Below are 24,865 nucleotides of genomic sequence, written 5' to 3' on the forward strand. Positions count from 1 at the left end.
GGGCGACGCGGGCGACACCGCCGGCGGCCGGCCGCGACGGTGGCAAGGCACCGTCCGGCGTCGATCGGCGCGCAATGCCGGGACCCACCCGATCGGCGTGGGCCGGCCCGCCGGTCCGGCGCGGCTCCGCACCGGCGAGGCGGGCCCGGCAACCCCCGGGACGACGCCGACGAGCCCGGCGGTGTGATCGCCGACGCGCGGCGGAGCCCGACGCGCGGCGGGGGTTCCGGGTCCCGACGGGGCGGGTGCCTGCCCGCCGGGCCGGGTCCGGGTTCAGCGCGCCCGACGCTCCGGGTGCGCCCGGTTCCAGGCCCGCATCCGCTCCGGGTACCCGGTGCGCGCGGCCTCGTACAGCGGCACCGCGTGCCGCCGGGCGATCTTCGCCGCCGCCCGGGGCGAACCGGTCCGCCGCCGGATCCACTCCCCGTCGTGGGCGATCGCCATCACGGTGGTGTCGGTCGCGGTGGTCTCCGGCTCGAGGTAGAACTCCACCCCCCGGCGGCTGGCCACGAACGCCTCCAGGGCGGCGAGGTCGTCCGGGGTCGCCTCCCGGTCGAGTTTCGTCGGGGTCCCGTCGACGGCGCGCTGTCGCCGGCTGAACCAGCCCATGCCCGGCTCCTCTCCTCGGCGTCCCCCCAGTGGAGCACCCCCGCCTGGCAACCTGCTGGGCGCGCGGTGGGAGGAACCTGACCACGGGGCCGGTGGTCCACCCCGCGCCCGGTGACGGCGTGGCGGGCGACGACCGCGGCCCGGCGGCGGGCGCGGCGGTACGACGGCCGCCCGGCGCCCTCCGGCACCGGGCCGCACCCCACGGGGCGAGCCGGGGCGGATCAGCCGGTGGGCCGCGAGCCGGCCAGCGGCCGGGTCACCGGGACCAGGGCGAGCGCGGGCAGCAGCAGGAGCGGCACCACGATCAGGGCGCGCAGCGTGCCCACCTGGTCGCCGAGCAGGCCGAGCAGCGGCGGACCGCCGAGGAACGCGGAGTAGCCGATCACCCCGACGACGCTGACCCGGGCCGGCGCCCGGTCCTCGTCGTCCGCGGCGGCGCTCAGCCCCACCGGGAAGCCGAGCGACGCGCCGAGACCCCACAGCGCGACCCCGACGATCGCGACCGGCCCGGAGCCCGCCAGCACCGCGAGGGTGGCGCCGACCCCCGCGCACAGGATCGTGCCGAGCAGCACCGGCACCCGGCCCCAGCGGTCGAGCGCCACCGTTCCGGCGGTGCGGCCGACGGTCATGCCGACCACGAAGACGCCGAAGACGGCGGCCCCGGCGGCCTCGCTCAGCCCGTACCCGTCGACGAACGCCACCGCCAGCCAGTCGTTGGCGCTGCCCTCGGTGAACGCCATCACCAGCACCAGCAGGCCGATGAGCAGGGTGCGCGGCTCCCGCCAGGCGGCGAGCAGCGAGCCGCGGCGCGCGGCGGCGTCGTCGCGGGCGGACGCCGGGTCGGCGTCACGGGCCGCCAGGAAGGAACGGGCCCCGAGCAGGGTGCCGGCGAGCACGACCGCCGCCAGCACCGTCAGGTGCGCGGCGATCGGCACCCCGACCCGGGCGGCCCCCGCGCCGAGGCCCGCGCCGGCCACCGAGCCGAGGCTCCACGCCGCGTGGAACCGGGGCAGGATCGTCCGGCCCAGCCGCCGTTCGACGGCCGTCCCCTCGATGTTCATCGCCACGTCGCAGGTGCCGGAGCCGTAGCCGAAGAGGAACAGGCCGACGGCGACGCCGGGCAGGAACCCGGCGAACCCGGCGGACATCCCGGCCACCGTCATCCCGCCCGCCACCAGCAGGACGCTGACCGCCACCGTCCGGGTCGCGCCGAGGCGCTGGGTGACCAGCCCGGCGGTCGGCATCGCCAGCAGCGCGCCCACGGACATGGCGAGCAGCAGCAGCCCGAGCCGCCCCGCGCTGAGGTCCAGCGCCTCGCGGACCGCCGGCACCCGGGAGAACCAGGAGGCGACCGCGAGGCCGTTGAGGGCGAACACGGCCGCGACGCCGTTGCGGGCGGCCAGGACCGGGCGGGGCACGCCGGCCGGCGCGTTGCCCGGATCGGCGGTCGGGGCGTCGGCGGTGCTGCTCACGGGGGTGGTTTCCTCTCCGGCGTGGGGACGTCGTCCGACTATTGGACATCCCGGTACGACAGCACCACCTGTCGACCCCACCCCTTACCGCGATCCGGACCGGTTAACCGGCGGCGGACCGGGTACCCGCCCCGGCAGCGACCGACGCGAGGCGGTGAGGACGACGTGACCGAGCCCGCCCTGCCGCACCGGGAGCCGGCGCAGGACCACCGGCACGGACGGCTGGCCGCCCGACCGGCCCCGCCGACCGGCCGGGCCCGGCGGGGGCTGACCCCGGTGACCGGTCCCGGGGGCGAGCCCCGGGCACTGGTGTACGCCCCGGACGACGCCGACGAGCGGCCGTACCGGTTGGTGCTGCTGCTGCACGGCGCCGGCGGCTCGGCCCGGCAGGGCCTGGACCTGCTGCTGCCGCTGGCCGACGCGCACCACCTGCTGCTCGTCGCGCCGCAGGCCACCGCGTCGACGTGGGACCTGATCGCCGAGGGCTTCGGGCCGGACGTACGCCGGATCGACGAACTGCTGGAGAGCGTCCTGTCCGCCCACCCGGTCGCCGACGTGGCGTTCGGCGGCTTCTCCGACGGCGCCTCGTACGCGCTGTCCCTGGGCCTGACCAACGGCGACCTGGTCCGCGCGGTGCTGGCCTTCTCCCCCGGGTTCGCCGCGCCCCTGGTCACCCGTGGCCGGCCCCGGGTGTTCGTCTCGCACGGCGCCGCCGACCCGGTGCTGCCGGCGGACGTGTGCAGTCGCCGGCTGGTGCCCCGGCTGCGCGCGCTCGGCTACCCGGTCGACTACGCGGAGTTCACCGGCGGGCACGAGGTGCCGGCGGAGCTGCGCCGCCGCGCGGCGGACTGGCTCGTCGCCGCCCCCGCGTCCGGCCCGGCCTGACCGCCCGCGTCCGCGCCGGCCGGGTCACAGCGCCGGCAGGCCGAGCGCCTCGTCGACCCGACCGAGGACGGTCGCGTCGTCGTCCGCCCCGACCCCGCGCAGCAGGTCGATGGCGGTGGCCCGCACCGACCCGACGATCATGGCCAGCGGCAGGGTCTGACCGGCGGTGAACAGGCGGCCGGCGCCCCGGACCGCCTCCAGCGCGGTTGTCTCGGCGCGGGCGGCGTGCTCGTCGGCGAGGGCGTCCCGGCCGTCCAGGTCGGCGGCGAACGCCTCCCCGGCGGCGTGCATCGCGTCGGCCAGCGAGCGGATGGCGACCCCCAGACCGGGCGGGACGGGGGTGGGCAGCCGGGTGAGGGTCACCCCGGACCGGGCCAGGACCCGCACGTTGCGCACCGCGTAGTCGATCTGCCCGATGGACGCGTCGACCGAGCGCAGCCGGCCCAGGTGCCGGCGGCGGCGGACGTGCAGGGTCAGCGCCTCACCGGCGGCGAGCACCCCGGCGCGCAGCCGCTCCACGGCGGCGTCCATCCCCCGGGCCCGGTCGAGGGCGGCTAGGGCGGCGGTCGGGTCGCGTTCGTCCAGCGCGTCGGCGACCTCGCGCAGCAGCCCGGCGAGGTCCTCGAAGGTCTGCCGGAACTCGGCGACCAGCGGGGCGAGCGGGCGCCGGGCGTCGACGAGCTGGCTGGCGACGAGGGCCACCGCCCCACCGATCAGCGCGTCGACGAACCGGAACGGGACCAGCGACTCGGTGGGCGGGGAGACCACCACCAGGTAGAGGGCCGAGACGGCGGCCTGCACCACGGAGACGCTGCTCGCGCCGACCGCCACGGCCAGCACGATGGTCAGCAGGATGACCGTGAAGACCGTCCAGCTGGTGCGCGGCCCGAGGGCCTGCACCACCACGTCGGCGACGAGCACCCCGGCGGCGACGCCGAGCACCACCTCCACCGCCCGGCGCGTCCGCTGCCCGCGGGCCTGCCCGAGGACGATCAGCGCGGCGGCCGGGGCGAAGAACGGCTGCGGGTGCCCGACCAGGCGGGTGGCCAGCACCCAGGCGACGGTCGCCGCCAGGGTGCCCTCCACCACCGGCAGCCAGCCCCGCCGGACCCGGCCGGCGGCCTCCCGCAACCAGCCCCACCGCGCCATCGCCGCCTCCTTCGCCGTCACACCGCCCCACCATGGTGCCTCCCGGCGAACCGGGCGGCCGGGCCAGGAGGCGGTGCTCGTCGCCGACCTGCGGTACGTGCCGAACGCGCACGCCCAGCTACTGGCCCGGCCGCAGCGCGGCGTGGTCGGGGTCGTCGTGCACGACGACTCGGACCCGTGCTTCGCCGAGGTGACCCGGGGCTGCAACGGGTGGCCATCGAACGGGGCCGGCTGCTGATCATCTGCAACAGCTACCGCGACCCGAACTCGGTGCAGGCGGCCGTCACAGCGGGCGCGGGCACCGGCCGCCCCCGCTGTGCGGGCGGGGCCCTCCTGACGCACCGGGACGACAGGGCACCCGACCCGGCGTGCCGGGGCGGCGGACATCCCGCTCGCCGCCGCCCCGGCACGCCGACCCACCGCGCAACCGGCCCCGCGGCCTCATCCGGCGGCCCGGCGGGCGGCCCGGCGGTGCCGCCAGAGACGGGCCACCACCAGCACCACCAGCAGGGCCAGCAGCGCCTCCCCGCCCAGGCCGAGGCGATGCTCCAGCAGCCGGTACGAGGCTCCCGCCAGGTAGCCGAGCACCGCCACGGTCACCGCCCAGAGCACCCCGCCGCAGAGGTTGGCCAGGGTGAACGTGCCCCGTGGCACCCCGCTGAGCCCGGCGATCCCCGGCACGAGGGCGCGCAGCGCCGCCACCCAGCGGCCGAGCACCACCGCCACCGCGCCCCGGCGGCGGACCAGGTCCAGCGCCCGCCGCAGCTCCCCGGAGCGGACCAGTCGACGGGGCGCGCGGGACAGCAGCCGGCGGCCGTACCGGCGGCCGATGAGGTAGCCGGTCTGGTCGCCCAGCGCCGCCCCGGCCACCGCCGCGGCGACCACCGCCCACAGCGGCAGCCGACCCGAGTGCGCGAGCACTCCGCCGACCAGCACCGCGACCTCCCCCGGCACGAACAGCCCGAGGAAGGTGGACGCCTCCAGCGCGGGAAGCAGGAAGACCAGGGCGAGCACCAGCGCGGGCGGCAACGCCACCAGCACCGCGAACACCCGGTCCACCCGACCATTCTCCCCCGCACGGCGGCGGCCGGGTGACGCCGATCGCCGTTTCCGGCCGGCCCCGACCAGCGCCGCGCACCGGGCGAGGGACTGGGCGGCCACCCCGCCGGGCCCGGTGGAGTCCATCGCGGCCGGGGGGGCAACTGATCATGACCCGCCTGCTGGAGCGGGCCAGCGTGCACGCCACCCCGGAGGGGACCACGGTCCGGCTGGTCGAGCGGGTGTCTGGCAGCGGCCGGCCCGCGGCGGTTGCCGTCGCAAGGCCGACGACGGGACCCACGAACGGTGAAGATCAGCTATAAGTGGTCCATGGACTTCCCGCCGTACCTGGCCACCATGCCGATGCACGCGATCACCGAGATCCACGGCGAGCCCGGCCTGTTGGAGCGGTTCCGGCTGGAGATCCGCGCGTTCGACTCCGACGCGCGGGCCCGACTCACCGCCGCCCTCGACCTGGCCGCCGAGCTGCACCGCGACGACCGGCGGGTACGCGAGCCGTACCTGAACCACCTGCTGCGGGTGGCGATCCGGCTGATGCACCACTACCAGGTGCGCGACGTGGACGTGATCGTCTCCGGCCTGCTGCACGACGCGGTGGAGGACCACCCAACGGAGCTGGCAGGCCTGACGGAGGGCCACCCGGTGGGGCCGGCGGCGGCCGGCGACCGCACGGCGGCGGCGCTGGCGGTGCTCGCCGCGCGGTTCGGCCCCCGGGTCGCCCGACTGGTCGCCGCGGTCACCAACCCGGCGTACGACCCGGACCGCGACCGGCACACGCAGTACCGGGAGCACGTGGCGGCCAGCCTGGACCGGGAGCCGTGGGCCCGGGTCATCAAGGTCTCCGACTTCACCGACAACGGGGTTGGCGTGATCCACACCGTCGGCCCGAAGGTGTTCTCCTCGGCGACGAAGTACCGGCCGCTGGTGCCCGTCTTCCGCGAGCTGATCGCCCGGCCGGACACCCCGCTCGCCCCGGCGGTGAAGGCCCACATCTTCAGCCAGCTCGACCTGGCCGAGGAGCGCTTCAGCGCGATCCTCGACCATCCGGTGAGCGCCTCCTGAGGCCGGGCCCCGGTGGACCGACACGGCGCGGCGACCGGGCACCGCCCCGGCGGGCCGGCGGCCGGGGAGCCAGGAACCGGACGGCCAGCGGCAGGCGGCCGGGGCCAGGAACGCAACGGCCAGCGGTAGCCGGCCGGGGGCCGAGCGGTCAGCGGCGGGGCAGGGCGGCGACCGCCCGGCGGCGCAGGACCGGTATCCGGTCGGGGGCGTCGCGCAGCACGACCCGCAGCGGGTGCAGGGCGTCGGCGGCGGCGTCGCCGAGCAGGGTCAGCAGCAGGCCGAGGTGGCCGGGGGGCTCGTCGGCGAGCAACTGCGTGGCGTCGTCGACCAGCAGGGTCAGCGGGCCGGCGTCGAGCAGGTCGCGCAGGCTGTCGGCGAGCGCATCCCAGTTGCGCCCGACGTACCCGGGCAGGTCCAGGACGTCGACCAGCGCCGCGAACAGGTCGGCCCGGGTGCGGGCGGTCGCCGCCGGCAGCACCGCGTCCCGCGCACCGGGCCCCGGGGTGCGCTCGGTCGCCGTGACGGCCAGCCACGGCGGCAGCTCGGGCGGGTGCCCCTCGGTCATGGTGCCCTCCCCGGCGCGGGCCCGGACCCTGCGGCCCGGCCCCGCGAGGCGTCGCGTCAGAGGCGGTAGAAGTCGGTGTAGTGGTTGGGCGAGAACCACGTCGCGCCCGTGCTCCTGTTGACCACGATCCGGTACGCGTCGCGCGCGGCGCCGGAGGCGCGCGGGTAGACGTCGTACTCGTGGTAGGTGGCGCCGGCGGGGAGTTGGCCCTCGTAGTTGTGGAACTGGCCGCCGGCGAAGTTGGCGAGCCCGCCGCTCCACGAGTACCAGCCCCGGCTGGTCGGGAAGCCCTTGGCGGACCAGCCGGAACGGGCGGTGCGCGCGTCCGCGCAGCGGGTCATGGTGCAGGAGCTGTGGACGGCCGCCTGGGCGGGCTCGGCCAGCGTGGGCGTCACCACGGACGGCCCCGCCAGGGCCGCGGCGACCATCGCGGTGAGCAGGGCGAGCAGGCCGATCGTGCGGCGCACCCGGCCGCCGGTCGTCGTGGTGGTGGGCATCCTCGTGTCTGTCACTGTTCCTCCCCATCTCGGCGGCACCGATTTCATCGATGCACATGAGTTCCTTGCTGGGAACAGTGTCGACGCGACACCCGGCGTTGGCCAGGGTCGGCGGCGAAACTCGTCCGCACACCTCGATGAGGACCGCGCCAACTCGGGTCGGGTCGCCCGGGCGGAGCCACCCGACCCGCGTGGGGTCAGCAGCCGACCCGGCTCGACCCGACCGCGACGTCGTCGAACCAGAGGGTGTCCGACCCGTCGCCGTAGCTCTCCCAGCCCAGCCGCAGGTCGGTGAGCTGTGGGCGCCAGGTCCGGTTGAGCCACTGCCCGTCGATGTCGTGGGTCGGCGTCCCGTCCACGGTCAGGCCGGCCACCGCCGTGCCGTCGACCCAGGTGCGCAGCAGCCCCTGTGCGCCGTCCACCATGAACTCCAGGCAGGACCAGCGGCCGGTGGCCAATGGCACGCTCAGCGCCACCGACGGCGCGGGAAGCTACGGGAACGCTCGCGTGGCGACGCGCGACGGCGCGTACGCGCTGGGCCCGGCTCGGGCGGACGATCAGCCGCCGGGCCGACCATCGGTCGGACGGGGCGACACCCGCACAAAATGTAGTGACGCGAGCCTATGTATGCAAGCTCTACGGCAAGCCTGTGTCCGGACTCCGCCCAGTCGGGCGAGCCCCCGAGCAGGTACACCATTCGGACACGTTCGGTCAGCACCGAACGGGCCACGGGTGGGTCAGCGCATGCAGCACGGCCATGCGACTTGCCGGAGCCGAAGGAGCCGGGCAGGTAGGCGGCCTGGAGCGGGCCCCCTCGACGGATACCGTTCTGAGAGGAACACGAACCGCATGAGCCCCACGCGGCCGACCGGGCCTGGCCGGCACCACCCAGCCTGACCCACCCTGTCGGTGTTTGAACGGCGACGCAACGCATGACACGCTTCCGGCCATGCGACGCGCCACGGGCGGGATACGGCTGCCGAGACACCCGCGTCGCCTCGATCACGCCGAGTGCCTCGCGGTCGTCTCGGCGGCGACGGCGTTGAGCGCGGCGACCGGCCTCCGGTGGGCAGTGGCGAAGGAGATGCCGGACCGGGGCCTGCCGGACCTGTCCGAGGGTCTGGCCCGGGCGCGCCGGGAGGGCCAGGTCTTCCTTCTTCCGCCGGGCTCCCGCTCCTGGCTCGGCCTGCGGTACGCGCATGCCGACACCGGCTACCCGCTGGCCCTGATGGTGGTGTGGTCGTACGGCGCGAGCCGGACACCGGCCGACCGGGCACGGCCCGGCGATTACGTGGAGGTCGCCATGTGGCATCTGCGGCTGCTGTCACCACCGCACACGCACCGCATGCTGGAGCACGTGGAGGCTGCCTTGGTCAGGCACCGCTCGGCCGCGCGGACGGCGGCGGACGAGTCGCCGTGAACGGGCCAACGCAGGTCGCTTCGGAGAATCACGCCCGGGGCTGCCGGAATGCCCGTTCGAGGTGCATGAGCAGCAGGAAGGGTCGGGCGCGCTGAGCCGCCTTACGCCACGTGAGAGCGCGGAGGCCGTACTTGAAGACCACCGTCGAGGGGACGGTCGCGCCGAGGATGTCCCAGGCGACCTCCTCCACGGCCTGCCGGGCGACCCGCGGCCGGGCGAACTCCGCCACCGTTTCGCGGTAGCGGCGGGTCAGCTCGCGCGCGGTGGCCTCCGGGGTCAGCACCGGGTCGTAGCCACGCGCCATCGCGAGCAGCGAGTCGTCCAGCAGGGCACGGAAGGCACCGTTGAGCCGTCGCGCTTCAACGATCTGCGCCACGCTGAGCTGATTCAGCGAGCCGATTCGCAACTGCCCGAGGACGTCCCGGACAACCGCGGCCTCGAACCGCTCCGCCGGTTGGTGCCCGAGGCTGTTGGCGAGGTGCGTCCTGACCGCGGGGTTGGTCAACATTCCATCCTGCTGGAGCTCGGAGGAGATCACCAGCGAGGCCATGTGGTTACGGAGGCTGACGATCTCCGCCGCTCCCTGCCTCAGGGGTCGCGCCGCGCCCTCGGCAGGCCGATAGGCTTCCTCCCGGACGGCGCGCATCACCTCGTCCATCCGGGTCAGGCTCTCGCGCAACTGGCCCTGCGGTATCACGAGATCAGCTCTCCGGCCGCGCCCGGCGGCACGTCCCACCCGCACCCTGCCCGAGTCGTCCAGCTCGTACTCGTGGCCCCACAGCTTCAGCAGGCCCGCGTCGTGCAGGTCGTCGATCCGTCGGTCTATTTCCACGGTCCGCTCGCGATACGGCGTTGCGACCTCGAAGGACGCGCGCAGCACGACGCGGTCGGAGAAGAACACGACCGACTGCAGAAGCTTGTCGATCGTGTGAGAGTCGATCACGCCGCTGTCGAGCAGCGTCAGCGAACGGGTCATCACGCCCCCGACACATACGTCAGGTAGTCGACTTCGTACAGGTGGGCGCTCCATGCCTGGTAACACACCTTGCTTCCGGTGAGCCGCAGGTCCAGCGCCGCGTCCGAGACGAGCTGCCCGAAGGTGAGCAACTCGGGCACCAGGCCCACCCAGACGTCCACACTGCGCGCGGTCAGGAAGAGGAGAAGGTTGCCTCCGACGATCCTCAGCGCGCCGCCCACCGGTGAGACGGGAAACAGGCCGCCGAGGTCCTCCTCCGGCCGCCAGGTCGAGAAGACCGCCGATCGGGTGTGCTCGTCCTGGCGGAGCAGGGCGACCGCCTGCTCGAACTGGTCGACCGGTGCGCCGGCCGGCGGGGCCCAGCGGCGCAGCCGCTGATAGAGCAGCGAAGACTCGCGCTGCTCACCGAAGACCCGGTCCCGGTAGTCCTTGATCAGCTCGGGATAGGGGTACCCCGGGGGCGGCGTCAGGTCCGCCGGATTCCGCAGCCACACCGTCAGGCCGGGAATGTCGAACGACACGCCGTGACGCGTGGCGATCCGGACAGGTAGCTGCCCGGAGTACAGGGCGATGACGTTCTGCCAGCCGGACGCGACGGTTCCGATCTCAATCTCCACCGTGCGACCCCCGTGACCGGTCCCGCGTCGTCGTCGCGCAGGCCCTCTGCAGGTACCTGTTGGACTGGTAGAACGCCTCCACGCTGCCGAAGTCCCACCAGCCCGTCAGCTCGGGCCGTACGACCAGGTCGGGCCGGTGGAACGCGACGGCCCCCGAGTCCAGCCGGGCTCCGGTGTCGAGCCACTGCTCACTCACGGCGATCCAGCCCGGCATCAGACCACACCGCTTCCGTCCGGCCGCTGCTGCCGCCATGAAGGACGGCATCTCCAGGACGGGCATCGCCGCGAGGTCGAACACCCCCGGAACGGGCGAGTCCGCGGTACGGGTCACCAGGCAGACGTCCGTCGCCATCAGGGGGATGTCGTGGTCCAGCCCGTTCACCGCCAGCGTCTCGCCCGATGTCACGAGCAGGACGCCGGCGCCGTGCGGATCCGCCCTGATGACTCCCTCCGTGGAGCCGTGCAACGTCACGACCCGTGGCTCCCCGGCACCGGCCCGCGCCGTGATCCACGCGCGGGTGATGGCCGGGTACTCGGTGTAGATCGTCCGCACGTCGCGGCCGGGCACCGTGCAGTACGTGACGAAGGACGTCCGCACGGCGGGTAGCGCGCGCAACACCAGCCTCTCGGCGCGGGCGAGCGACCATTCGACGCATACGTCGTAACCGGTGATCCCGACGTCGACGACGCCCGTCGCGACCAACTGCGGGATGTCGAAGCCTCGGCAGAGGACGAGGGTGTCGGCGGCGGCGCGGTGCCACAGGGAACGAGGATGGCCCCGCGCCAGACCCGGAAAGAGACCGGTGGTGAGACCGGCGACCGGGCCGTGCAGGCGGCTGGACGAGCCGGGCGCGGCGACGATCACGCCGAGCCCTCGGCAGGTGAGACCCGGCTGATCCGACGCACCTCGTCACCGATCTCGTCGACCGGCACGACCGCGTCGACCAACGCCCGCAGGGCGAACTCGGTCGGCTGCTCGGAGAACACCACCGTCTTGCCCTGGCCGACGGCGTAGCCCACTTCGATGCAGACGCTCACCCCCGCATACCCACCGTTCGCGATGACGAAGACAGCATCAGACCTGGCGACCTTGTCGAGAAACTCGCGGGTCAGTCGAATCTTGTCCGACTCGCCGACCCGCACCTGCTCCTCGCTGTAGTCGTAGCGCGGGGTGTAGACGGTCAGACCCGCCTTGCGGAGAAGGTCCTCGGCTCGCCGCGCCGTGTCGTAGAACTTGGAACTGCTGCAGATCGTGACTGAGCTGATCACGGAAACTCTCTCCACACTACCGAAATGCGATCATCAGTTCAACGGCACCAGGTGCCGAGGTCTTTGGAGATACCTCGCGCCCGACCTGCTGAGGAGAATGTTCTCCCACAACACGGACGGCGCCTCGGATTCCCTGGGACGGGGCAGTCGCCGCCGGTCGGCCAGGACGGGATAGTCGAGGTGGAACGGCCGCACCGCCAGCCGTGCGGGGAGACCGGGGCTGATCTCGGCCAGTTCGTCGTGGAGCCGTTCGAGTTGCTCGCCGGTCCAGTCGTTCGCGCCGACAGCCGGGTACACGTCGAACCCGATACCGAGTGCGAACTCGATGCCGCTCCGGATCGCCGGCCAGAGCTTGGCGCCCGGAGGGAAATGGAGGGTGGAGTGGAGCTTGACGCGGGACATTTCGACGGCCTCGTCCTGCGTCAGCCGGATCGAGTTCTCCCGCCAGGCCGACGGAAGCGCGGAGAGATTGGACTCCACCTTGAGCACGCTGGAGGAGAGCAGTTCGCGCCGGCGCAGTTCGCGATGGATGCCGATCACGAGAGCGGGCGCCAGCAGGGGTTCGCCGCCGCTGACGCGGAGCAGGCTGAGCCTGCGGCCAGGCGCCTCCATCGACCGCCGCAGCAGGACGAACTCGTCGACCACGTCAGCGGCGGTGGCGACGAAACTGTCAGCACCGGACAGGTGACCGAAGTCGACATAGCAGTAGGGACATCGGAAGTTGCAGGCGGCGACGTGGGTGATGGCGGCGAGGTTGTGCTCAGTCCAGTGCCCGCCGAGTTCGGCCGCGACCGTGAGCGGGCTGTCCGACAGGTTGGCCACATGCCGGAGGGCGGAGAACTCCGGAAGGGAGGTGGGCAGTCGCATCCGCTTCCGCTTGACCGGCGTGAAAAGGCGAAAATGCCGGTTCTGCACGCCGCCGAGCGCTGTCTCACGAAGATCGGTGAATGCGTACTCGCCGCAACCGGCGTTGACGATGCGATACGACCTGGACAGCAATCGCCCCTCGTCCTGGCCGGGCGTCGGTAACGATTCAGCCACGCGCTCCTCCGGCGAGGTGGGTTTGGGTGGCTCCGACGCCCTTCGCGCCGACGTCGGTCGATGACGAGAATGCTCCCCTGACGAACGGTGGCCGGTCAAGTCAGCACGGCTCCGCGAGTCCCGATCCGATCAGTCCCGCACGTCGAATGGAGGGTCAGTCCTGGTCGTCGAGGAGCGGGCGGAGTTGTTCCAACAATCGAGCCCGGCTGACATTCCGCGGCAGGTCCACCTTCAGGTCGATTCCGGGGCCGGTGACCGTCAGGGTCACCGAGGGGCGCGGATCCCGCAGCCGCCAGTTGCGAATCGCGGCCACCAGGTCGCTCAGTTGGGGCTGCAACGCGGCGAGTGCGGCGAGGTTCGCCAGCAGGCCCGTCCCTTCGACGGCGAGGGTGATCGCCGACAGGTCACGGACGCCCTCGTACGGCAGGTCGAGTTCCTCGAAGACCTCGGCCGGCAACAGCAGTTTGACGGTGGTCATTCCTCGCCTCTCACCAGGCCCGCGATCCGCTCGCGGGCGGCTTGATCCAGTGGTTGCAGCGACGTCGACGCGACGGCGCCGCTGAAGAATCCCTGCACGTGGTGGATTCCCAGGTCGTAGATCTGCTTGAGGGTCACCGGCGCCGCCTCGTCGAACCCCTCCACGATGACGGCTCGCGGCGTGGGGGCCTGCCCGAGGTCGCTCGCGTGCCGGGACACCCGCGCCACCAGCGCGAGTTCCTCCAGCGCCATCGGATGGTGCAGCACCGCGCGGTCGACCTTGATCTGGGTCAGCGGCAGCTCCGCCATCCGGGCCAGCGAGGCGTACCCGACGCCGAAGTCGTCGACGGCGAAGCTGATCCGAAGCTCCCGGGCCAGTTCGGTGAGTCGTCGGTGGAAGTAGAGCAGCGGCTCCTGCGGCCACCGCTCCCCCGGACCGGGCTGGATCGCGTCCTGCTCGGAGATCTCCAGCGTGAGCGTTCGCGGATGCATGGCGGCCTCGGCTAGCGCCCGACTCACCTGGTTGACGTACGAGGCGCTGAGCAGTGAGCGGACCGCGACGTTCACCGACAGCGGCTTGGTGCCGTGCCACGGGGCGTCCGCGTCCGCGGCGGCGTACGAGTGGATCGACTTGGCGAGCAGCAGCGAGTCTCGCTCGATGATGAAGCGGTCGCCCCAGACGTACGCCATCTGCAGCGCGGCGAGTGGCGCGCGAAGCTCCTTGTCGCTGCGGCGCGCGAGGGCCTCGAAGCTGTGGATGCTCACTCCGGCCGGGCGCAGGTCCAGCTCCACGACGGGCTGGAACACCATGATCATGGAGTCGACCAGCTTCTGGTAGAGGCTGAAGGCGTACTCGTACAGGTTCAGTGGCAGCCGACCGAAGGCGGTGCGCAGGGCGGTCGCCACCTGCATCTCGGCCTGTAACGGGTCGCCGAGGAGGTCCGAGTCCCACAGGGCCCGGAGCATGACGGCGAGCGGCTCGCCCATGTCGAGCAGCGCGACGGCCGGGTCGACGACGGTCAACGTGAGGATGCGATCGTCCTCGTAGGAGAGCGGAACGCAGAGCAGCCGCAGCCCGGCGTCGTTCGAGACGATGTGCCCGGGCATCGACGTGCGGTACCGGCTCGCGTCGGCGGAGCTGAGTTCCAGCAGCGGTCGCAGCTCCTCCTTGTCGAAGCGGGCAGTGGAGTCGGCCACCCGGATGGCCGAGCCGGAGAACTCCACCACGGCCACGGAGCTCGCGGCCAGCGCGTGCCGGACGATCTCCACCCGCTCGGCGTGCCCGCGCTGCTGGGACCCCCGCATCGGGTGGGCCTCGGACCGGAAGACCCGACCGAGCAGCTGCACGATGGAGCTGGACTGGTCCTCAAGGGGGCTCTTGCAGGGCCGGGTGGTGCTGGGGTTGGCGGGCGAACTCTGCAACCGACGCTCGTGCCGCGAGGTCGGCGGTTGGACCAGCACGGTGGTCGGGCCCCACATGTGGACGAGTTGGACCGGCGGTGGTTCGAGCCCCTGCTCGGCCACGAACGCGGCCATCTGACCGAACGACACCCGGCCCCTGTCGTCCGCGGCCCCACCGCGAAGGGCGCTGAGCAGGTGGTAGGTCAGCACGCCGTGCCCGTACTCCTCGTTCTCCCGCGCCGCCGCACCCTTGCGACAGGCCAGCAGCGCGCTGTGCCGGTCGACCCGGGTGCGGTAGGTCTGCATCGCCTCGGCGTGGCGCAGGTCGGCGTCGAGATAGATCCCGGCGTGGCAGCAGTCGAGGACGAGGAAGGAGGTGCCGGCGAAGGTCTCGAAGACGTCCCGCTTGAGGAAGGCCATCCGCAGGCCGTTGTCCGGCTCCCGGCGGAGGGCGTCCGGGTTGAGGTCCGCCGTGACGAGGTACGCGTCGAGCTGGGTGCTCCACTCGGGCACCAACGCGTGGCCGGCGAAGTACACGAGCAGCACGTCGGAGGGGCCGGAGTCCAACGCCATCTCGCGAAGCCCGGCCTTGATCTCACGCCAGGTCGCCTCCGCGCCGACGTACATCCTGATGTCGGCGTCGTCGAAGGTGCCGATCTCCTCGTCGAGCAGCACTCCCCGGACCGCCTGGACATCGCGTTCCGCATATCGCAGGGCGGGCAGCCGAACGTCGCTCCCGCCCTGGTTGACCCCGATCAGAACCGCCCGCCGCCGGCTCGGCGCCATGCAGAACCCCCACTGGATGATCCGCCCGCGCTGACGAGACGGAATCGGAGCAGCGCTCAGGGCGAGGTTATCGGTTTCGACGAGCGTCCTTGATCTGACGGCCGAGTCAGATACCCGTCAATGGGAAATCGGCCGGCGAGCACCCGGCCTGCCGCCCGAGCGGACGGCCGATCGGGAGACTCAGCGGGCCACGCACAGGCCCGGGGGCGGTGTGCGCGTCCACGCCCAGGTTTCCAGAGCCGCCCGGTCCACCAGCGCGATGTCGAGCTGCCGGGCCAGCCGCACGCCGTCGCCCGCCGTGAAGAAGCTGTTGGTCACGATCACGCAGAGCTGGCCCCCGTGCACCTCGCGGCAGGTCCCCGCGAAGCGCTGGATGGCGGCGCTGCCCACCCGGTTGTGCGCGCTCTGCCGCTTGCACTGCACCACCACCCGCCGCCCGTCCGGCGCGACCGCCACGACGTCCGCGCCCCGGTCCCCCGCCCCACCCGTGACCGTGACCTGCCGGAACCCCGACGCCTCCAACAGCCGGGCGAACCACCGCTCGAACTCCGGCCCGGACATCGCGTCCGTCACCGCGATCAGCCGGTCCCGCCGGGCCTGTTCAGCCCGCTGTCGTTCCTGCTCAGCCCGCTGTCGGGCCCGCTGCCTCGCCCGCGCGAAGAGCAACCCGGCGACGGCGAGGCCGACGACCGCCACCAGGAGGACCGACCAGTACGGGTGCCGCCGCACGAAGTCGACCGCCAGGACCACGAGCACCAGCGCGGGCACGCCCCAGAGGAGTGGCGCCGCGCTGCCGGACCGACCACGGCGGGCCGCCCCGCCGCCGCGAGCGCGCCGCCGCTTGCGGTAGTGGGCCCGGACCCGGGCACCGTCGCGGCGGATGTGGGACTTCACGTACGGCATGCGGCACCTCCGACGACGGGACACCAGCTTGCCGATCGGCGGGGACAGATTTCACGCCCCGACGCCGGTTCTGTCGGCTACCCGTCACGCCGGCACCGGCCTCGTCCGTCTACGGCTCCCGCATCCAGGTCTTCGGATCGGTGACGAAGATGCCCTTGCCCTGGTGCCGCCGGATGACGCGCAACGCCTCAAGGCGCACATAGACCATCTGAATCGTGGACGTGCCGACCTTGTAGTCCACCGCCATCTGCGCGATCGGCGGCAGCTTGTCCTCGGGCTTGAGCTTGCGCGCCTTGACAGCGGCAACGATGTCGTCGGCAATGCGGATGTAGTCGGGTGTTGTAGGCATGGCGCTCCTTGCGTGGCTCGCCAATTCGATCACGAAACGCCCATGAACGACAACAGCCAGTGGTTGACTTAAACGACTAAGCCGTTACTGTTGGACCAGGGCCGCTCCTCGCGTGGCAACGAGATCGGCTCATCCCCCGATCGGGGCGGGCGCCCCCTGCCCGCCCCGATCCACCGGGCTGCTCCACTGCCGTACCGCCGAACCGGGCTGCGGCGGCGGAGCGGGCGGGCCGTCCGTGGCCGGCGCGGACGGCCCGCCCTTCCCGACCCACCGCACGGACCCTGCACGTTTCCGTCTGCCCCGGAAAGGATCATCGTGGCCCAGGTGTACCGAGGTGGCCAGCTCCACGGAACGGGCCAGCCGGCCCGGTTGACCCCGCACGAGGTGCGTACCCGAGCGTTCGACCCGCGTCGGCGCGGCGTCGACGCCGATCAGGTACGCGAGTTCCAGACCCGGCTGGCCGACGAGCTGACCGAGCTGTACGAGGAGGTGCGGCTGCTCGTACAGGAGAACGACCGGCTCAAGCGGGCGCTGCGCGACTGGCAGATCATGCACGCCCAGGAGTGCCGCCCGCCGGAGCCGCAGCCACCCGACCGGGGCCGCTGGTAGCGATGCACCCCTCTCCTGGCGACCTGCTGACCATCGACGGCCGCGCCTCGGTGCAGTTCGCCGGGGACCGGGCCCTCACCTTCCGCGTCGTGTCGGTGCCCGACCTGCCGACCTACCACGGCTGGATCTGGCTGACCGGTTACGTGCTCGACCATCGCGGCCTGGCCACCGCCAAACGCGAAATCTACGTCCAGCTCGCCGGCCTTCGTCCGGCGCTGCCCGCCGGACCGCCGGGGCAGGTCAGGCCACGCCGGACCGGTGATCCGCCCGTGCGTACCGGGGCGGCCCGACCACTCCCGCCGGTTCGCACGCGGTCGTGAGGGGCGGCGCGGCCAGCCGGACCAGGCGCCACCCGTTCGACCGGTCAGGCGGCGAGGGCGGCGTAGCGGCCGGCGCGGTCGAGCAGGCCGTCGTGCGTGCCGGACTCGACGATCCGACCGTGGTCGAGGACGGCGATCTGGTCGGCGTCGCGCACGGTGGAGAGCCGGTGGGCGATCGTGATCGTGGTACGTCCCCGGGACAACTCGTCGAACGCCCGCTGCACGGCGCGCTCGGTCTCGGTGTCCAGCGCGCTGGTGGCCTCGTCGAGGACCAGCACCCGGGGGTCGCGCAGCAGGGTACGGGCGATGGCGAGGCGCTGCTTCTCCCCGCCGGAGAACCGGTGCCCCCGCGAGCCGACCATGGTGTCGTACCCGTCGGGCAGGGCGACGATGAGGTCGTGGATCTGGGCGGCGCGGGCCGCGCCCTCGATCTCGGCGTCGGTGGCGTCCGGCCGGGCGTACCGCAGGTTCTCCCGCACGGTGGTGTGCAGCAGGTACGTCTCCTGGCTGACCACGCCCACGACGGCGGCCAGGTCGGTCAGCCGCAGGTCGCGCAGGTCGACGCCGTCGATGGTGACCCGGCCGGCGGTGGGGTCGTGCAGGCGGCTGACCAGGGCGGCGAGGGTGCTCTTGCCCGAACCGGTGTGCCCGACCACGGCCAGGCCGGTGCCCGCCGGCACGTCGAGGGTGACCCCGGCGAGGGCGGCGGTGTCGCTGCCCGGGTACGTGAACGTGACGCCCTCGACGCGGACGTGGCCGCGGACCCGGCGCGGGTCGATCTCGACCGGCCGCTCGGGGTCGGCGACCTCGACGGGGAGGTCGAGGTACTCGAAGATCCGGGCGAACAGCGCCATCGAGGCGGTGAGCGAGACACCCACGTCGAGCAGGCCCATGAGCGGCCGGAACAGCCCGCCCTGGAGGGCGGTGAAGGCGACCAGGGTGCCGATGCTCAGCGTGCCGGCGGTCCCGGGGAGGCCGGCGCCGAGGTAGATGAGCGCGGGGATGGCGGCGAAGATGACACTCATCGAGGCCATCCGCCAGCGGCCGGCCAGGTCGGAGCGCAGCTCCAGGTCGACCAGGCGGGCCGACGAGGCGGTGAACCGGTCGACGAGCGCGGCCCCCGCGCCGAGGGTCTTGCTGAGCTGCACGCCGCTGATCGACAGCCCTTCCTCGATGGTGACGTTGAGGTCGGCCAGTTCCCGCTGCCGCTGCACGGTGATCTCCCGCCGCATCCGGGCGACCCGGCGGGTGAGCCAGATCGACGGGGGAAGCACGACCAGGGAGATCAGCGACAGCCGCCAGGACAGCGCCGCCATGGCGACGGCGGTGGCGACGACCGTGGTGAGGTTCGACGCGACCGAGGTGGCGGTGGAGGTGACCACCGTCTGCATGCCGCCGATGTCGTTGGTGATCCGGGACTGCACCTCGCCGGTGCGAGTGCGGGTGAAGAACGCGATCGACTGGCGGTGCAGGTGGGCGAAGACGTCCGTGCGCAGCCGGTGCATGACCTGCTGGCCGACGCGGGTGGAGAGCCAGGTCTGGATCACGCCGAGGGCCGCGGTCACGACCGCGACGGCGACCATGCCGAGCACCAGCCGGGCCAGCAGCGACAGGTCGCGCTCCGGCAGGGCCCGGTCGATCACGGTACGCAGCAGGAACGGCGACGCCATGGCGACGACCGAGGAGGCCACGATGATCGCGGTGACGGTGCCGAGCTGCCAGCGGTGCGGGGCGAAGAGCCGGCCGATCCGGCGCAGCGACACCTGTCGGGCCTGGGCCTTCTCGGCGGGGCTGACGGTGCGGGGATCGCCCCGGCCCGCACGATGGGTGGGGGGTGTGTCCAAGGGGGTGCCTTCCGGTGGGGAACGATGATGCTGAGGTTACCTCATCATGAGGTGACAACAGGAAATGCTGCTACGGTATTCCGGTGACCGCCGACGACCGCGCATCCGGTCCGGAGCACCCTGCCCGGGCGGGCGAGGAGAGCGCCGGAGCGGGCGAGGAGAGCGCGGGGGCGCACGAGGAGGGCCTGGCCGAGAGCTTCTGGGCCGTCGCCCGGCGGCTGCGTCACCTGTCCCGGCAGACCCTCGAACCGTGGGCGATCAACCCCGGGCACGCCCGCGCGCTGGGCGTGCTGACCCGGCACGGCCCGATGCGGCTCAGCGCGCTCGCCGAGCACCTGCGCATCGCGCCGCGCTCCACCACCGAGGTGGTCGACGGGCTGGAGGAACGAGGGCTGGTCGCCCGCCGTCCCGACCCGGCCGACCGGCGGGCCACCCTGGTCACGCCGACCGCCGAGGGCACCCGGGTCGGGGCGGCGATCCGGGCGGCCCGGCATGCGGAGGCAGAGCGCCTCTTCGGCGGGCTCGGCCCGACCGACCGGGCCCACCTGGCCCGCATCCTGCGCACCCTGCGCGACTGACCGTCCCCCGGCCGGGAAGGACCGCACCTGGTCCGGGCCGACCGAACCCGGCTGGCGGGCCACCGCGGCCGACCGCCCCGCCCCCGCCCAGCGGCCCCGCCTCCGTGGGCGCCCCGCCTCCCGCACAGCCTGCCCGCCGACCGCGTGAAGGGGGTGAGCTGCGCGGAGGGCTCCGCCCCCCGGGCCGGGCCGCCGCCTGGCAGGTCAGCCGGTGCGGCGGCTGGCCAGGATGGCCAGGACCTCGGCGCGCACCCGGTCCGGCTCGCCTACCAGCCTGCGGTGGGCGAAGCGGACGACGAGGATGCCGCGGGTGGCCAGCAGCGCGTCGCGGCGCAGGTCGACCTCCCGCTGCCGGGGATCACCGTGGGTGGTGGCCCCGTCCAGCTCGAAGTCGACCCGTTCCCGCTCGGCGTAGACGTCGAGGTACATGGTGCGCCCCTCGATCCGCACCCGGAACTGCCGCCGCAGACGGGGCATCGCCGGGCCGGTGAAGACGTGGTCGTGCCCCCACACCTCCAGCGGGCTGCGGCAGCCGGCGGCCAGCCGGTCCAGCAGCGCGCGCAGTGCGGCACGGCGAGTGAGCCTGGGCGCCCCGGCGAGCGCCGCCTCGACCCTGGCCGGGGTGGTCAGGCCGTCGTTGACCGCTCGGATCAGCGGGGCGGGGCGGTCGACGGCTGGCAGCAGCGGCCAGGCGTCGACCAGCGCCCGTTCCAGCCGGGCGACGGTCACGCCGCGCCGGGTCACGGCGTGCGGGGGCGCCGCGACGAACCCACGCCGGTGGTGCAGCACGAGGTACGGCCGGCAGCGCAGCCCCGAACCGGCCGGCACGTCGAGGTGCACCGGCTCCCCGTCGGGTTGCCCGCGTACGCCCCAGGCGTGCAGGGCGGTGAGCCCGCCGAGCGCGCCGCGCCCGGCCCCGTACGCCAGCGCGGCGCGGTGCCGCAGCTCGGCCGGGAACCGCGCGAGAGGCGGGACGGGCGGCGACGCGTCGGGCGGAAGTCGGTGCCGCGAAGGGGCGCCGGACGGGTGCGCCAGCCGAGCGTCGACGTACACGCCGGGCAGCACCCGGAGCAGCCGTCCCGCCTCGCGTGCCTGGCGCAGCACCCAGGCGGGCACCACCTGGGTCGCCAGTGACTGGGTGAGCAGCCCGTCATGGCGGTCCAGCAGTGATTCCAACTCGGCGTTCACGCCGCCGACGGTGTCCCCCGACGACCTCGGCCGCAACCCGCCCTGTGGACGGCGCACCACCTGTGGACGGGCACCAGCCACCCCCCGGACCTGCTATGGGAAACCATGATCGGGCAACCGTGATCGTCTGCTGATTTCGGAGCCGACACGCCGGCCGGAGTCTCCGAAATCAGCAGACGATCACGGGGCGGGCACGCGGCGGGGCGCGGCGGCCGTAACTCCCCCACGTCGCCGCCAGCGACACCCCCTCCGGGAGGAAAGATGTATCGCCCCCTACGACTGGTCGACCGCCTGGGCCAACGGCGCCCGGTTCGCGTACGTCAAGGCGACCGAGGGCACCGGGTACACCAACCCGTACTTCGCCCAGCAGTACGAGTACAACCCGTACGGCGCCACCTGCTCAGGGCTGAGCCAGGCGTCGATGCGTAGCTGGATCGCCCGCATCGTATAAGCCGAGTCTGATATAAAGGGCGGGTGCATGCCTTCGACGTCCTCGGCGAGCCGGTACGCCGGCGGATCCTGGAGCTGCTCGCCGAGGGCGAGCGCAGCGCCGGGGCCGTCTGCGAGGTGATCCGGGCGGAGTTCGGCATCTCCCAGCCGGCCGTGTCCCAGCACCTGAAGGTGCTGCGGGACAGCGGCTTCGCCACCGTGCGACCGCAGGGCGCCCGCCGGCTGTACGCGGTCAACCCGGAGCCGCTGCGCGAGGTCGACGACTGGCTCGGCCACTTCCGCCGGTTCTGGACGCCGCCGCTGCACGCCTTGGCCACGGAGCTGGCCCGGGGCCGCCGGGAACGCCGGCTGGCCGCCGAGGAACCCGGAGAGGACATCCCACGATGATCGACGCGACCCACCAGATCAGCACCGTGCAGCGCCGGATGGGCAGCCGGATGCTGCCGGCCGGCGAGGCCCGGGTGCTCACCATCAGCCAGACGTACGACGCCCCGGTCGAGGACGTCTGGGACGCCTGCACCAGCCCCGAGCGCATCCCGCGCTGGTTCCTGCCGGTCAGCGGCGAGCTGCGGCTGCACGGCCGCTACCAGTTCGAGGGCAACGCCGGCGGCGTGGTGCAGCGCTGCGACCCGCCGGAGAGCTTCGCCGCCACCTGGGAGTACGGCGGCGAGGTGAGCTGGATCGAGGTGCGTCTCACCCCGGAGACCAGCGGCCGGACCCGGTTCACGCTGGAGCACGTCGCGCACGTCGACGACGTGAGCTGGGCCAACTTCGGGCCCGGCGCGACCGGCATCGGCTGGGACATGGGGCTGCTCGGGCTGGCCACGTACCTGCGCATCGGGGGCGAGGACGCCGGCATACCGGAACAGGGCGCGCAGTGGGCGGCGTCGGCCGAGGGGCGGGAGTTCATAGCGGCGAGCAGCCGGCTGTGGGCCGAGGCCGACGTGGCGGCCGGCACCGACCCGGCCGAGGCCGCCGCGGCGGCGGAACGCGTCACGGCGGCGTACACCGCCCCGGCGGGCTGACCGCCCGGCCGAAATCCGGCGGCGCGCCGTCGGGGTGACGGGGCAGACTGTCGGCCATGTCGCCTCGATCCGTCGCCGACCTGGTGGCCCTGCACGACGCCGGCGCCCCGGTGAGATACCTCCCCTTCTGGGGCCACCGGCCCCGGCGCGACGGCTCCGTCGGGCCGGGCTGCCTGAGTCAGTGGTGGCCCGCGCCGTTCACCGTGGACGGTCGGGTCTTCGACACCGCCGAGCACTGGATGATGTGGCGCAAAGCCGTCCACTTCGGCGACGACGCGGTGGCGGAGCAGGTCCTCGCCGCCGGGCACCCGCAGCGGGCCAAGGCCCTCGGCCGCCGGGTGCGCGGCTTCGACGAGGCCGTCTGGGCGGCCCACCGGTACGACGTCGTGGTGGCCGGCAGCGTGGCCAAGTTCGCCCAGCACGCGGACCTGCGCGCGTTCCTGCTGGCCACCGGCGACCGGGTGCTGGTCGAGGCGAGCCCGGTGGACCGGGTGTGGGGCGTCGGCCTGGCCGCCGATGACCCCGCCGTCGAGGATCCGGCCCGCTGGCGGGGCGACAACCTGCTCGGCTTCGCCCTGATGGACGCCCGGGCGGCCCTGCGCGCCTGACAGGCGGCGACCGGCCCGGCCCCTGGACGGGGGCCGGGCCGGCGGGCCCCGGGGCGACCGCTCGCCCCGGTCGCGCCCGGGGGACGAGGACGGTCAGGCCGGGCGCTGGTCGAGGACGGTCAGGCCGGGCGCTGGTCGTGCGGGACGGTGACGGTGACGGAGCAGCCCACCGGGCGACCGATCTCGTCGTGGCCGGCGTACCGCAGGGTGTAGACCCGGTCCCCGCCGTTGCCGGCGCGTTCGGCGCGCAGCCGACCGGCGGTGTCCGGGGTGCCGGTGACGAACCCGGCGACATCGGCGGCGTCACCGCCGGTGACCTCGGCCAGGGTGAAGGCGCGCGGGCCGAGCACCCCGTCGGGCAGGTCGACGGTGACGTCGACGTCGACGAGTTGGTGGTTCGGCGGCCAGAGCACGGGCCGGTCCACCGCGCAGTCCAGCTCCCTGGTGGGCACCGGCGCGGGCAGGGTGGCCACGGCGTGCCCGATCGTCGCGGTGAGTCGGCCGCCGGCCTCGTAGTACATGTGCGCGGTGCTTCCGTCGAAGTAGAACGTCGGCGCGGCCGAGCGGCCGAGGTCCGGGGCCCCGGCCAGGGAGTCGTGCACGACGCCGAGGTGTACCTCGCGGTCGAAATTCTCGCCGACGTCGACGGCGTGCATGTTGCCGTCAGCGGCGTGGAAGACCACCAGGTTGCGGCCCTGCCAGCGCAGGAAGAACGGACCGGAGGCGTTCGGCCCCTCATCGCCCTGCGGGGTGACCATGGGCTCCGGCTGGATCGCCCAGTTCCGGGCGTCGTTCGACACCGCCCAGCGGATGCGCCGGGACACCGGGCCGGTCGGGCCGGGCAGGGCGGCCGTGGGGTTGTCCATGAACAGCATCAGGTACCGGGTGCCGAGCCGGGGCACCGACTGCTCGAAGACCCGGGCGTAGGAGGTCTCCCCGCCGGTGGTGCTGTTCCGGCTGATCGCGGTGCCGCCGTAGTCGAAGTGGACGCCGTCGGTGGAGGTCGCGTACCGGGTGATCGAGTTCTCGCCGTGGAAGTAGAGGAAGAGCTTGCCCTCGCCCTCGACCCACACCGCGTGCGGTGAGGAGACGTGGCTGACCGTCGGGTAGTGCGGCAGCCAGGTGTTGCCGACCAGCGGGTTGGCCGCGTACTCGGTCCACGGGCCGTCGATCGAGTCGGAGTAGGCCAGGGAGATGCCGCCGGGCCGCTCGTGCGGGGCGTAGTACAGGTAGTACTCGCCCAGCGGGTCGGCGAAGTAGTCGGCGGCCCGGATGACGCTGGGGAAGATGAACTCGTTGGTCGGGTTGTAGGAGAGCTGGCTCTTGTCGAACGCGGTCCCCGCGTAGCTGAACCGCGGGAAGTCGACCTCCGGGCCGCTGGCGGCGGCGGGGGCGGTGCCGGTGGCGGCGACCAGCAGGCCGACGCCGGCCAGCGCGACGGCGGCGCGGCGCTGCGGGGACGCGGACAGGTGCGTCATGTCGTCTTCCTCATCTCTGCGGTGGTGGGACTCTCGTCGGCGGTGGGCGCGCCGCGGTGGGGCCTGCCTCAGGTGGTGGGGCATCCTTCGGGCGGTCGGCGCCGCGGTGCGGGTGGGGTGGGACGGCGACGCCGCCGGGCGGGCACGGGGTGCGCTCCGGCGCTCCGGCCCGCCGCCCAGCGACGTCACGCAAGGTGAACAGGGGGTGGTCGACGGGGCCGCATGCGG

Annotated in this window: 30 protein-coding genes; 11 read left to right on the top strand and 19 right to left on the bottom strand. The window is 73.6% G+C overall.

Annotated features, from left to right (window positions below):
- Positions 1 to 273: 273 nt before the first annotated feature.
- A complete protein-coding gene (locus C5N14_RS17935; RefSeq protein WP_117669244.1) occupies positions 274 to 609 on the bottom strand; it encodes a hypothetical protein in 336 nt (111 codons plus the stop codon).
- A 221-nt stretch (positions 610 to 830) separates the two neighbouring features.
- Positions 831 to 2,081, bottom strand: coding sequence for an MFS transporter (locus tag C5N14_RS17940; protein WP_117669245.1), 1,251 nt, complete (start codon positions 2,079 to 2,081; stop codon positions 831 to 833).
- Between the two features lie 165 nt (positions 2,082 to 2,246).
- Between C5N14_RS17940 and C5N14_RS17945 the strand changes: the two genes are divergently transcribed.
- Positions 2,247 to 2,966, top strand: coding sequence for an alpha/beta hydrolase (locus tag C5N14_RS17945; protein WP_243639725.1), 720 nt, complete (start codon positions 2,247 to 2,249; stop codon positions 2,964 to 2,966).
- Positions 2,967 to 2,990: 24 nt separating this feature from the next.
- Here C5N14_RS17945 and C5N14_RS17950 read toward each other — a convergent pair whose 3' ends face one another.
- Positions 2,991 to 4,136 (bottom strand): aromatic acid exporter family protein, encoded by a 1,146-nt coding sequence (locus tag C5N14_RS17950; protein WP_243639726.1) that lies wholly within the window; start codon positions 4,134 to 4,136, stop codon positions 2,991 to 2,993.
- 52 nt (positions 4,137 to 4,188) lie between these two features.
- On the opposite strand from C5N14_RS17950, the gene C5N14_RS17955 reads away from it, so the two are divergent.
- Positions 4,189 to 4,353 carry a hypothetical protein gene (locus C5N14_RS17955; protein WP_371685862.1) on the top strand — a complete coding sequence of 55 codons (165 nt, stop codon included), beginning with the start codon at positions 4,189 to 4,191 and terminating at the stop codon, positions 4,351 to 4,353.
- A gap of 203 nt (positions 4,354 to 4,556) precedes the next feature.
- Here the strand turns inward: C5N14_RS17955 and C5N14_RS17960 are convergent, their stop codons facing one another.
- Positions 4,557 to 5,174, bottom strand: a complete 618-nt coding sequence (locus tag C5N14_RS17960) for a DedA family protein (protein WP_207892774.1) — start codon at positions 5,172 to 5,174, stop codon at positions 4,557 to 4,559.
- Positions 5,175 to 5,483: 309 nt separating this feature from the next.
- On the opposite strand from C5N14_RS17960, the gene C5N14_RS17965 reads away from it, so the two are divergent.
- Positions 5,484 to 6,236, top strand: a complete 753-nt coding sequence (locus tag C5N14_RS17965) for an HD domain-containing protein (RefSeq protein ID WP_117669247.1) — start codon at positions 5,484 to 5,486, stop codon at positions 6,234 to 6,236.
- A gap of 148 nt (positions 6,237 to 6,384) precedes the next feature.
- On the opposite strand, the gene C5N14_RS17970 is transcribed toward C5N14_RS17965, so the two are convergent.
- The 3 genes from C5N14_RS17970 to C5N14_RS17980 form a co-directional block, all read right to left on the bottom strand.
- On the bottom strand, positions 6,385 to 6,801 hold the full coding sequence (locus tag C5N14_RS17970) for a barstar family protein (protein ID WP_117669248.1): 417 nt from the start codon (positions 6,799 to 6,801) through the stop codon (positions 6,385 to 6,387).
- A 56-nt stretch (positions 6,802 to 6,857) separates the two neighbouring features.
- Complete coding sequence (locus C5N14_RS17975) at positions 6,858 to 7,298, bottom strand: ribonuclease domain-containing protein (protein ID WP_117669249.1); 441 nt, start codon at positions 7,296 to 7,298, stop codon at positions 6,858 to 6,860.
- Between the two features lie 197 nt (positions 7,299 to 7,495).
- Positions 7,496 to 7,774 (bottom strand): hypothetical protein, encoded by a 279-nt coding sequence (locus C5N14_RS17980; protein WP_243639729.1) that lies wholly within the window; start codon positions 7,772 to 7,774, stop codon positions 7,496 to 7,498.
- 473 nt (positions 7,775 to 8,247) lie between these two features.
- Here C5N14_RS17980 and C5N14_RS17985 point away from each other — a divergent pair, with 473 nt between their 5' ends.
- On the top strand, positions 8,248 to 8,718 hold the full coding sequence (locus tag C5N14_RS17985) for a hypothetical protein (protein ID WP_128763602.1): 471 nt from the start codon (positions 8,248 to 8,250) through the stop codon (positions 8,716 to 8,718).
- A 28-nt stretch (positions 8,719 to 8,746) separates the two neighbouring features.
- Here C5N14_RS17985 and C5N14_RS17990 read toward each other — a convergent pair whose 3' ends face one another.
- The 9 genes from C5N14_RS17990 to C5N14_RS18030 all read right to left on the bottom strand — a co-directional run bounded on the left by C5N14_RS17990 (position 8,747) and on the right by C5N14_RS18030 (position 16,537).
- Entirely contained in the window at positions 8,747 to 9,694 is a 948-nt protein-coding gene (locus C5N14_RS17990) for a hypothetical protein (protein ID WP_128763603.1), read from the bottom strand.
- Entirely contained in the window at positions 9,694 to 10,311 is a 618-nt protein-coding gene (locus tag C5N14_RS17995; protein WP_117669252.1) for a thymidylate synthase, read from the bottom strand. Before C5N14_RS17995 ends, C5N14_RS17990 begins: the two co-directional genes overlap by 1 nt.
- Positions 10,301 to 11,176, bottom strand: a complete 876-nt coding sequence (locus C5N14_RS18000; protein WP_117669253.1) for a hypothetical protein — start codon at positions 11,174 to 11,176, stop codon at positions 10,301 to 10,303. The genes C5N14_RS17995 and C5N14_RS18000 overlap by 11 nt, the downstream gene beginning before the upstream one ends.
- Positions 11,173 to 11,580 carry a hypothetical protein gene (locus C5N14_RS18005; RefSeq protein ID WP_117669254.1) on the bottom strand — a complete coding sequence of 136 codons (408 nt, stop codon included), beginning with the start codon at positions 11,578 to 11,580 and terminating at the stop codon, positions 11,173 to 11,175. The genes C5N14_RS18000 and C5N14_RS18005 overlap by 4 nt, the downstream gene beginning before the upstream one ends.
- 33 nt (positions 11,581 to 11,613) lie before the next feature.
- The gene (locus C5N14_RS18010) at positions 11,614 to 12,621 is read right to left on the bottom strand and encodes a hypothetical protein (RefSeq protein WP_117669255.1); all 1,008 of its coding nucleotides are present in this window, start codon (positions 12,619 to 12,621) and stop codon (positions 11,614 to 11,616) included.
- Positions 12,622 to 12,775: 154 nt separating this feature from the next.
- The gene (locus C5N14_RS18015; RefSeq protein ID WP_117669256.1) at positions 12,776 to 13,099 is read right to left on the bottom strand and encodes a hypothetical protein; all 324 of its coding nucleotides are present in this window, start codon (positions 13,097 to 13,099) and stop codon (positions 12,776 to 12,778) included.
- A complete protein-coding gene (locus C5N14_RS18020) occupies positions 13,096 to 15,285 on the bottom strand; it encodes an EAL domain-containing protein (protein WP_117669257.1) in 2,190 nt (729 codons plus the stop codon). The genes C5N14_RS18015 and C5N14_RS18020 overlap by 4 nt, the downstream gene beginning before the upstream one ends.
- Before the next feature lie 180 nt (positions 15,286 to 15,465).
- Positions 15,466 to 16,188: a restriction endonuclease gene (locus tag C5N14_RS32705; RefSeq protein ID WP_207892775.1), complete on the bottom strand. Its 723-nt coding sequence runs from the start codon at positions 16,186 to 16,188 to the stop codon at positions 15,466 to 15,468.
- Between the two features lie 109 nt (positions 16,189 to 16,297).
- Positions 16,298 to 16,537: a winged helix-turn-helix domain-containing protein gene (locus tag C5N14_RS18030; RefSeq protein ID WP_117669325.1), complete on the bottom strand. Its 240-nt coding sequence runs from the start codon at positions 16,535 to 16,537 to the stop codon at positions 16,298 to 16,300.
- 315 nt (positions 16,538 to 16,852) lie between these two features.
- On the opposite strand from C5N14_RS18030, the gene C5N14_RS18035 reads away from it, so the two are divergent.
- Both C5N14_RS18035 and C5N14_RS18040 read left to right on the top strand, forming a co-directional pair.
- Positions 16,853 to 17,146, top strand: coding sequence for a DivIVA domain-containing protein (locus tag C5N14_RS18035; protein ID WP_243639730.1), 294 nt, complete (start codon positions 16,853 to 16,855; stop codon positions 17,144 to 17,146).
- Positions 17,147 to 17,148: 2 nt separating this feature from the next.
- A complete protein-coding gene (locus C5N14_RS18040) occupies positions 17,149 to 17,466 on the top strand; it encodes a hypothetical protein (RefSeq protein WP_117669258.1) in 318 nt (105 codons plus the stop codon).
- A 44-nt stretch (positions 17,467 to 17,510) separates the two neighbouring features.
- Here the strand turns inward: C5N14_RS18040 and C5N14_RS18045 are convergent, their stop codons facing one another.
- Positions 17,511 to 19,310: an ABC transporter ATP-binding protein gene (locus tag C5N14_RS18045; RefSeq protein ID WP_117669259.1), complete on the bottom strand. Its 1,800-nt coding sequence runs from the start codon at positions 19,308 to 19,310 to the stop codon at positions 17,511 to 17,513.
- A 185-nt stretch (positions 19,311 to 19,495) separates the two neighbouring features.
- Between C5N14_RS18045 and C5N14_RS18050 the strand changes: the two genes are divergently transcribed.
- Positions 19,496 to 19,888: a MarR family winged helix-turn-helix transcriptional regulator gene (locus tag C5N14_RS18050; RefSeq protein ID WP_117669327.1), complete on the top strand. Its 393-nt coding sequence runs from the start codon at positions 19,496 to 19,498 to the stop codon at positions 19,886 to 19,888.
- A 204-nt stretch (positions 19,889 to 20,092) separates the two neighbouring features.
- Here C5N14_RS18050 and C5N14_RS18055 read toward each other — a convergent pair whose 3' ends face one another.
- Complete coding sequence (locus C5N14_RS18055) at positions 20,093 to 21,076, bottom strand: DUF559 domain-containing protein (protein WP_117669260.1); 984 nt, start codon at positions 21,074 to 21,076, stop codon at positions 20,093 to 20,095.
- Between the two features lie 265 nt (positions 21,077 to 21,341).
- Between C5N14_RS18055 and C5N14_RS18060 the strand changes: the two genes are divergently transcribed.
- From C5N14_RS18060 to C5N14_RS18075, 4 genes are read left to right on the top strand one after another with little or no spacing between them, the layout of a single operon-like run.
- Entirely contained in the window at positions 21,342 to 21,527 is a 186-nt protein-coding gene (locus C5N14_RS18060; protein WP_243639743.1) for a GH25 family lysozyme, read from the top strand.
- A 23-nt stretch (positions 21,528 to 21,550) separates the two neighbouring features.
- Positions 21,551 to 21,913 carry a helix-turn-helix transcriptional regulator gene (locus C5N14_RS18065; protein ID WP_117669261.1) on the top strand — a complete coding sequence of 121 codons (363 nt, stop codon included), beginning with the start codon at positions 21,551 to 21,553 and terminating at the stop codon, positions 21,911 to 21,913.
- Positions 21,910 to 22,551 carry an SRPBCC family protein gene (locus C5N14_RS18070; protein ID WP_117669262.1) on the top strand — a complete coding sequence of 214 codons (642 nt, stop codon included), beginning with the start codon at positions 21,910 to 21,912 and terminating at the stop codon, positions 22,549 to 22,551. Before C5N14_RS18065 ends, C5N14_RS18070 begins: the two co-directional genes overlap by 4 nt.
- A gap of 56 nt (positions 22,552 to 22,607) precedes the next feature.
- On the top strand, positions 22,608 to 23,159 hold the full coding sequence (locus tag C5N14_RS18075; RefSeq protein WP_117669263.1) for an NADAR family protein: 552 nt from the start codon (positions 22,608 to 22,610) through the stop codon (positions 23,157 to 23,159).
- Between the two features lie 119 nt (positions 23,160 to 23,278).
- On the opposite strand, the gene C5N14_RS18080 is transcribed toward C5N14_RS18075, so the two are convergent.
- On the bottom strand, positions 23,279 to 24,637 hold the full coding sequence (locus C5N14_RS18080) for a hypothetical protein (RefSeq protein WP_207892776.1): 1,359 nt from the start codon (positions 24,635 to 24,637) through the stop codon (positions 23,279 to 23,281).
- Positions 24,638 to 24,865 lie beyond the last annotated feature (228 nt).

Origin of the sequence: Micromonospora sp. MW-13 (genome assembly GCF_003434305.1) — a bacterium.
Lineage (GTDB): Bacteria > Actinomycetota > Actinomycetes > Mycobacteriales > Micromonosporaceae > Micromonospora.

What these genes read in the sequence shown, in the direction of transcription:
- C5N14_RS18015 (WP_117669256.1), bottom strand. Translation starts at nt 13,099, where the DNA reads ATGACCACCGTCAAACTGCTGTTGCCGGCCGAGGTCTTCGAGGAACTC.
- C5N14_RS17965 (WP_117669247.1), top strand. Translation starts at nt 5,484, where the DNA reads ATGGACTTCCCGCCGTACCTGGCCACCATGCCGATGCACGCGATCACC.
- C5N14_RS18030 (WP_117669325.1), bottom strand. Translation starts at nt 16,537, where the DNA reads ATGCCTACAACACCCGACTACATCCGCATTGCCGACGACATCGTTGCC.
- C5N14_RS17975 (WP_117669249.1), bottom strand. Translation starts at nt 7,298, where the DNA reads ATGCCCACCACCACGACGACCGGCGGCCGGGTGCGCCGCACGATCGGC.
- C5N14_RS18075 (WP_117669263.1), top strand. Translation starts at nt 22,608, where the DNA reads ATGTCGCCTCGATCCGTCGCCGACCTGGTGGCCCTGCACGACGCCGGC.
- C5N14_RS17970 (WP_117669248.1), bottom strand. Translation starts at nt 6,801, where the DNA reads ATGACCGAGGGGCACCCGCCCGAGCTGCCGCCGTGGCTGGCCGTCACG.
- C5N14_RS17935 (WP_117669244.1), bottom strand. Translation starts at nt 609, where the DNA reads ATGGGCTGGTTCAGCCGGCGACAGCGCGCCGTCGACGGGACCCCGACG.
- C5N14_RS18070 (WP_117669262.1), top strand. Translation starts at nt 21,910, where the DNA reads ATGATCGACGCGACCCACCAGATCAGCACCGTGCAGCGCCGGATGGGC.
- C5N14_RS18020 (WP_117669257.1), bottom strand. Translation starts at nt 15,285, where the DNA reads ATGGCGCCGAGCCGGCGGCGGGCGGTTCTGATCGGGGTCAACCAGGGC.
- C5N14_RS32705 (WP_207892775.1), bottom strand. Translation starts at nt 16,188, where the DNA reads ATGCCGTACGTGAAGTCCCACATCCGCCGCGACGGTGCCCGGGTCCGG.
- C5N14_RS18040 (WP_117669258.1), top strand. Translation starts at nt 17,149, where the DNA reads ATGCACCCCTCTCCTGGCGACCTGCTGACCATCGACGGCCGCGCCTCG.
- C5N14_RS17985 (WP_128763602.1), top strand. Translation starts at nt 8,248, where the DNA reads ATGCGACGCGCCACGGGCGGGATACGGCTGCCGAGACACCCGCGTCGC.
- C5N14_RS18080 (WP_207892776.1), bottom strand. Translation starts at nt 24,637, where the DNA reads ATGACGCACCTGTCCGCGTCCCCGCAGCGCCGCGCCGCCGTCGCGCTG.
- C5N14_RS17990 (WP_128763603.1), bottom strand. Translation starts at nt 9,694, where the DNA reads ATGACCCGTTCGCTGACGCTGCTCGACAGCGGCGTGATCGACTCTCAC.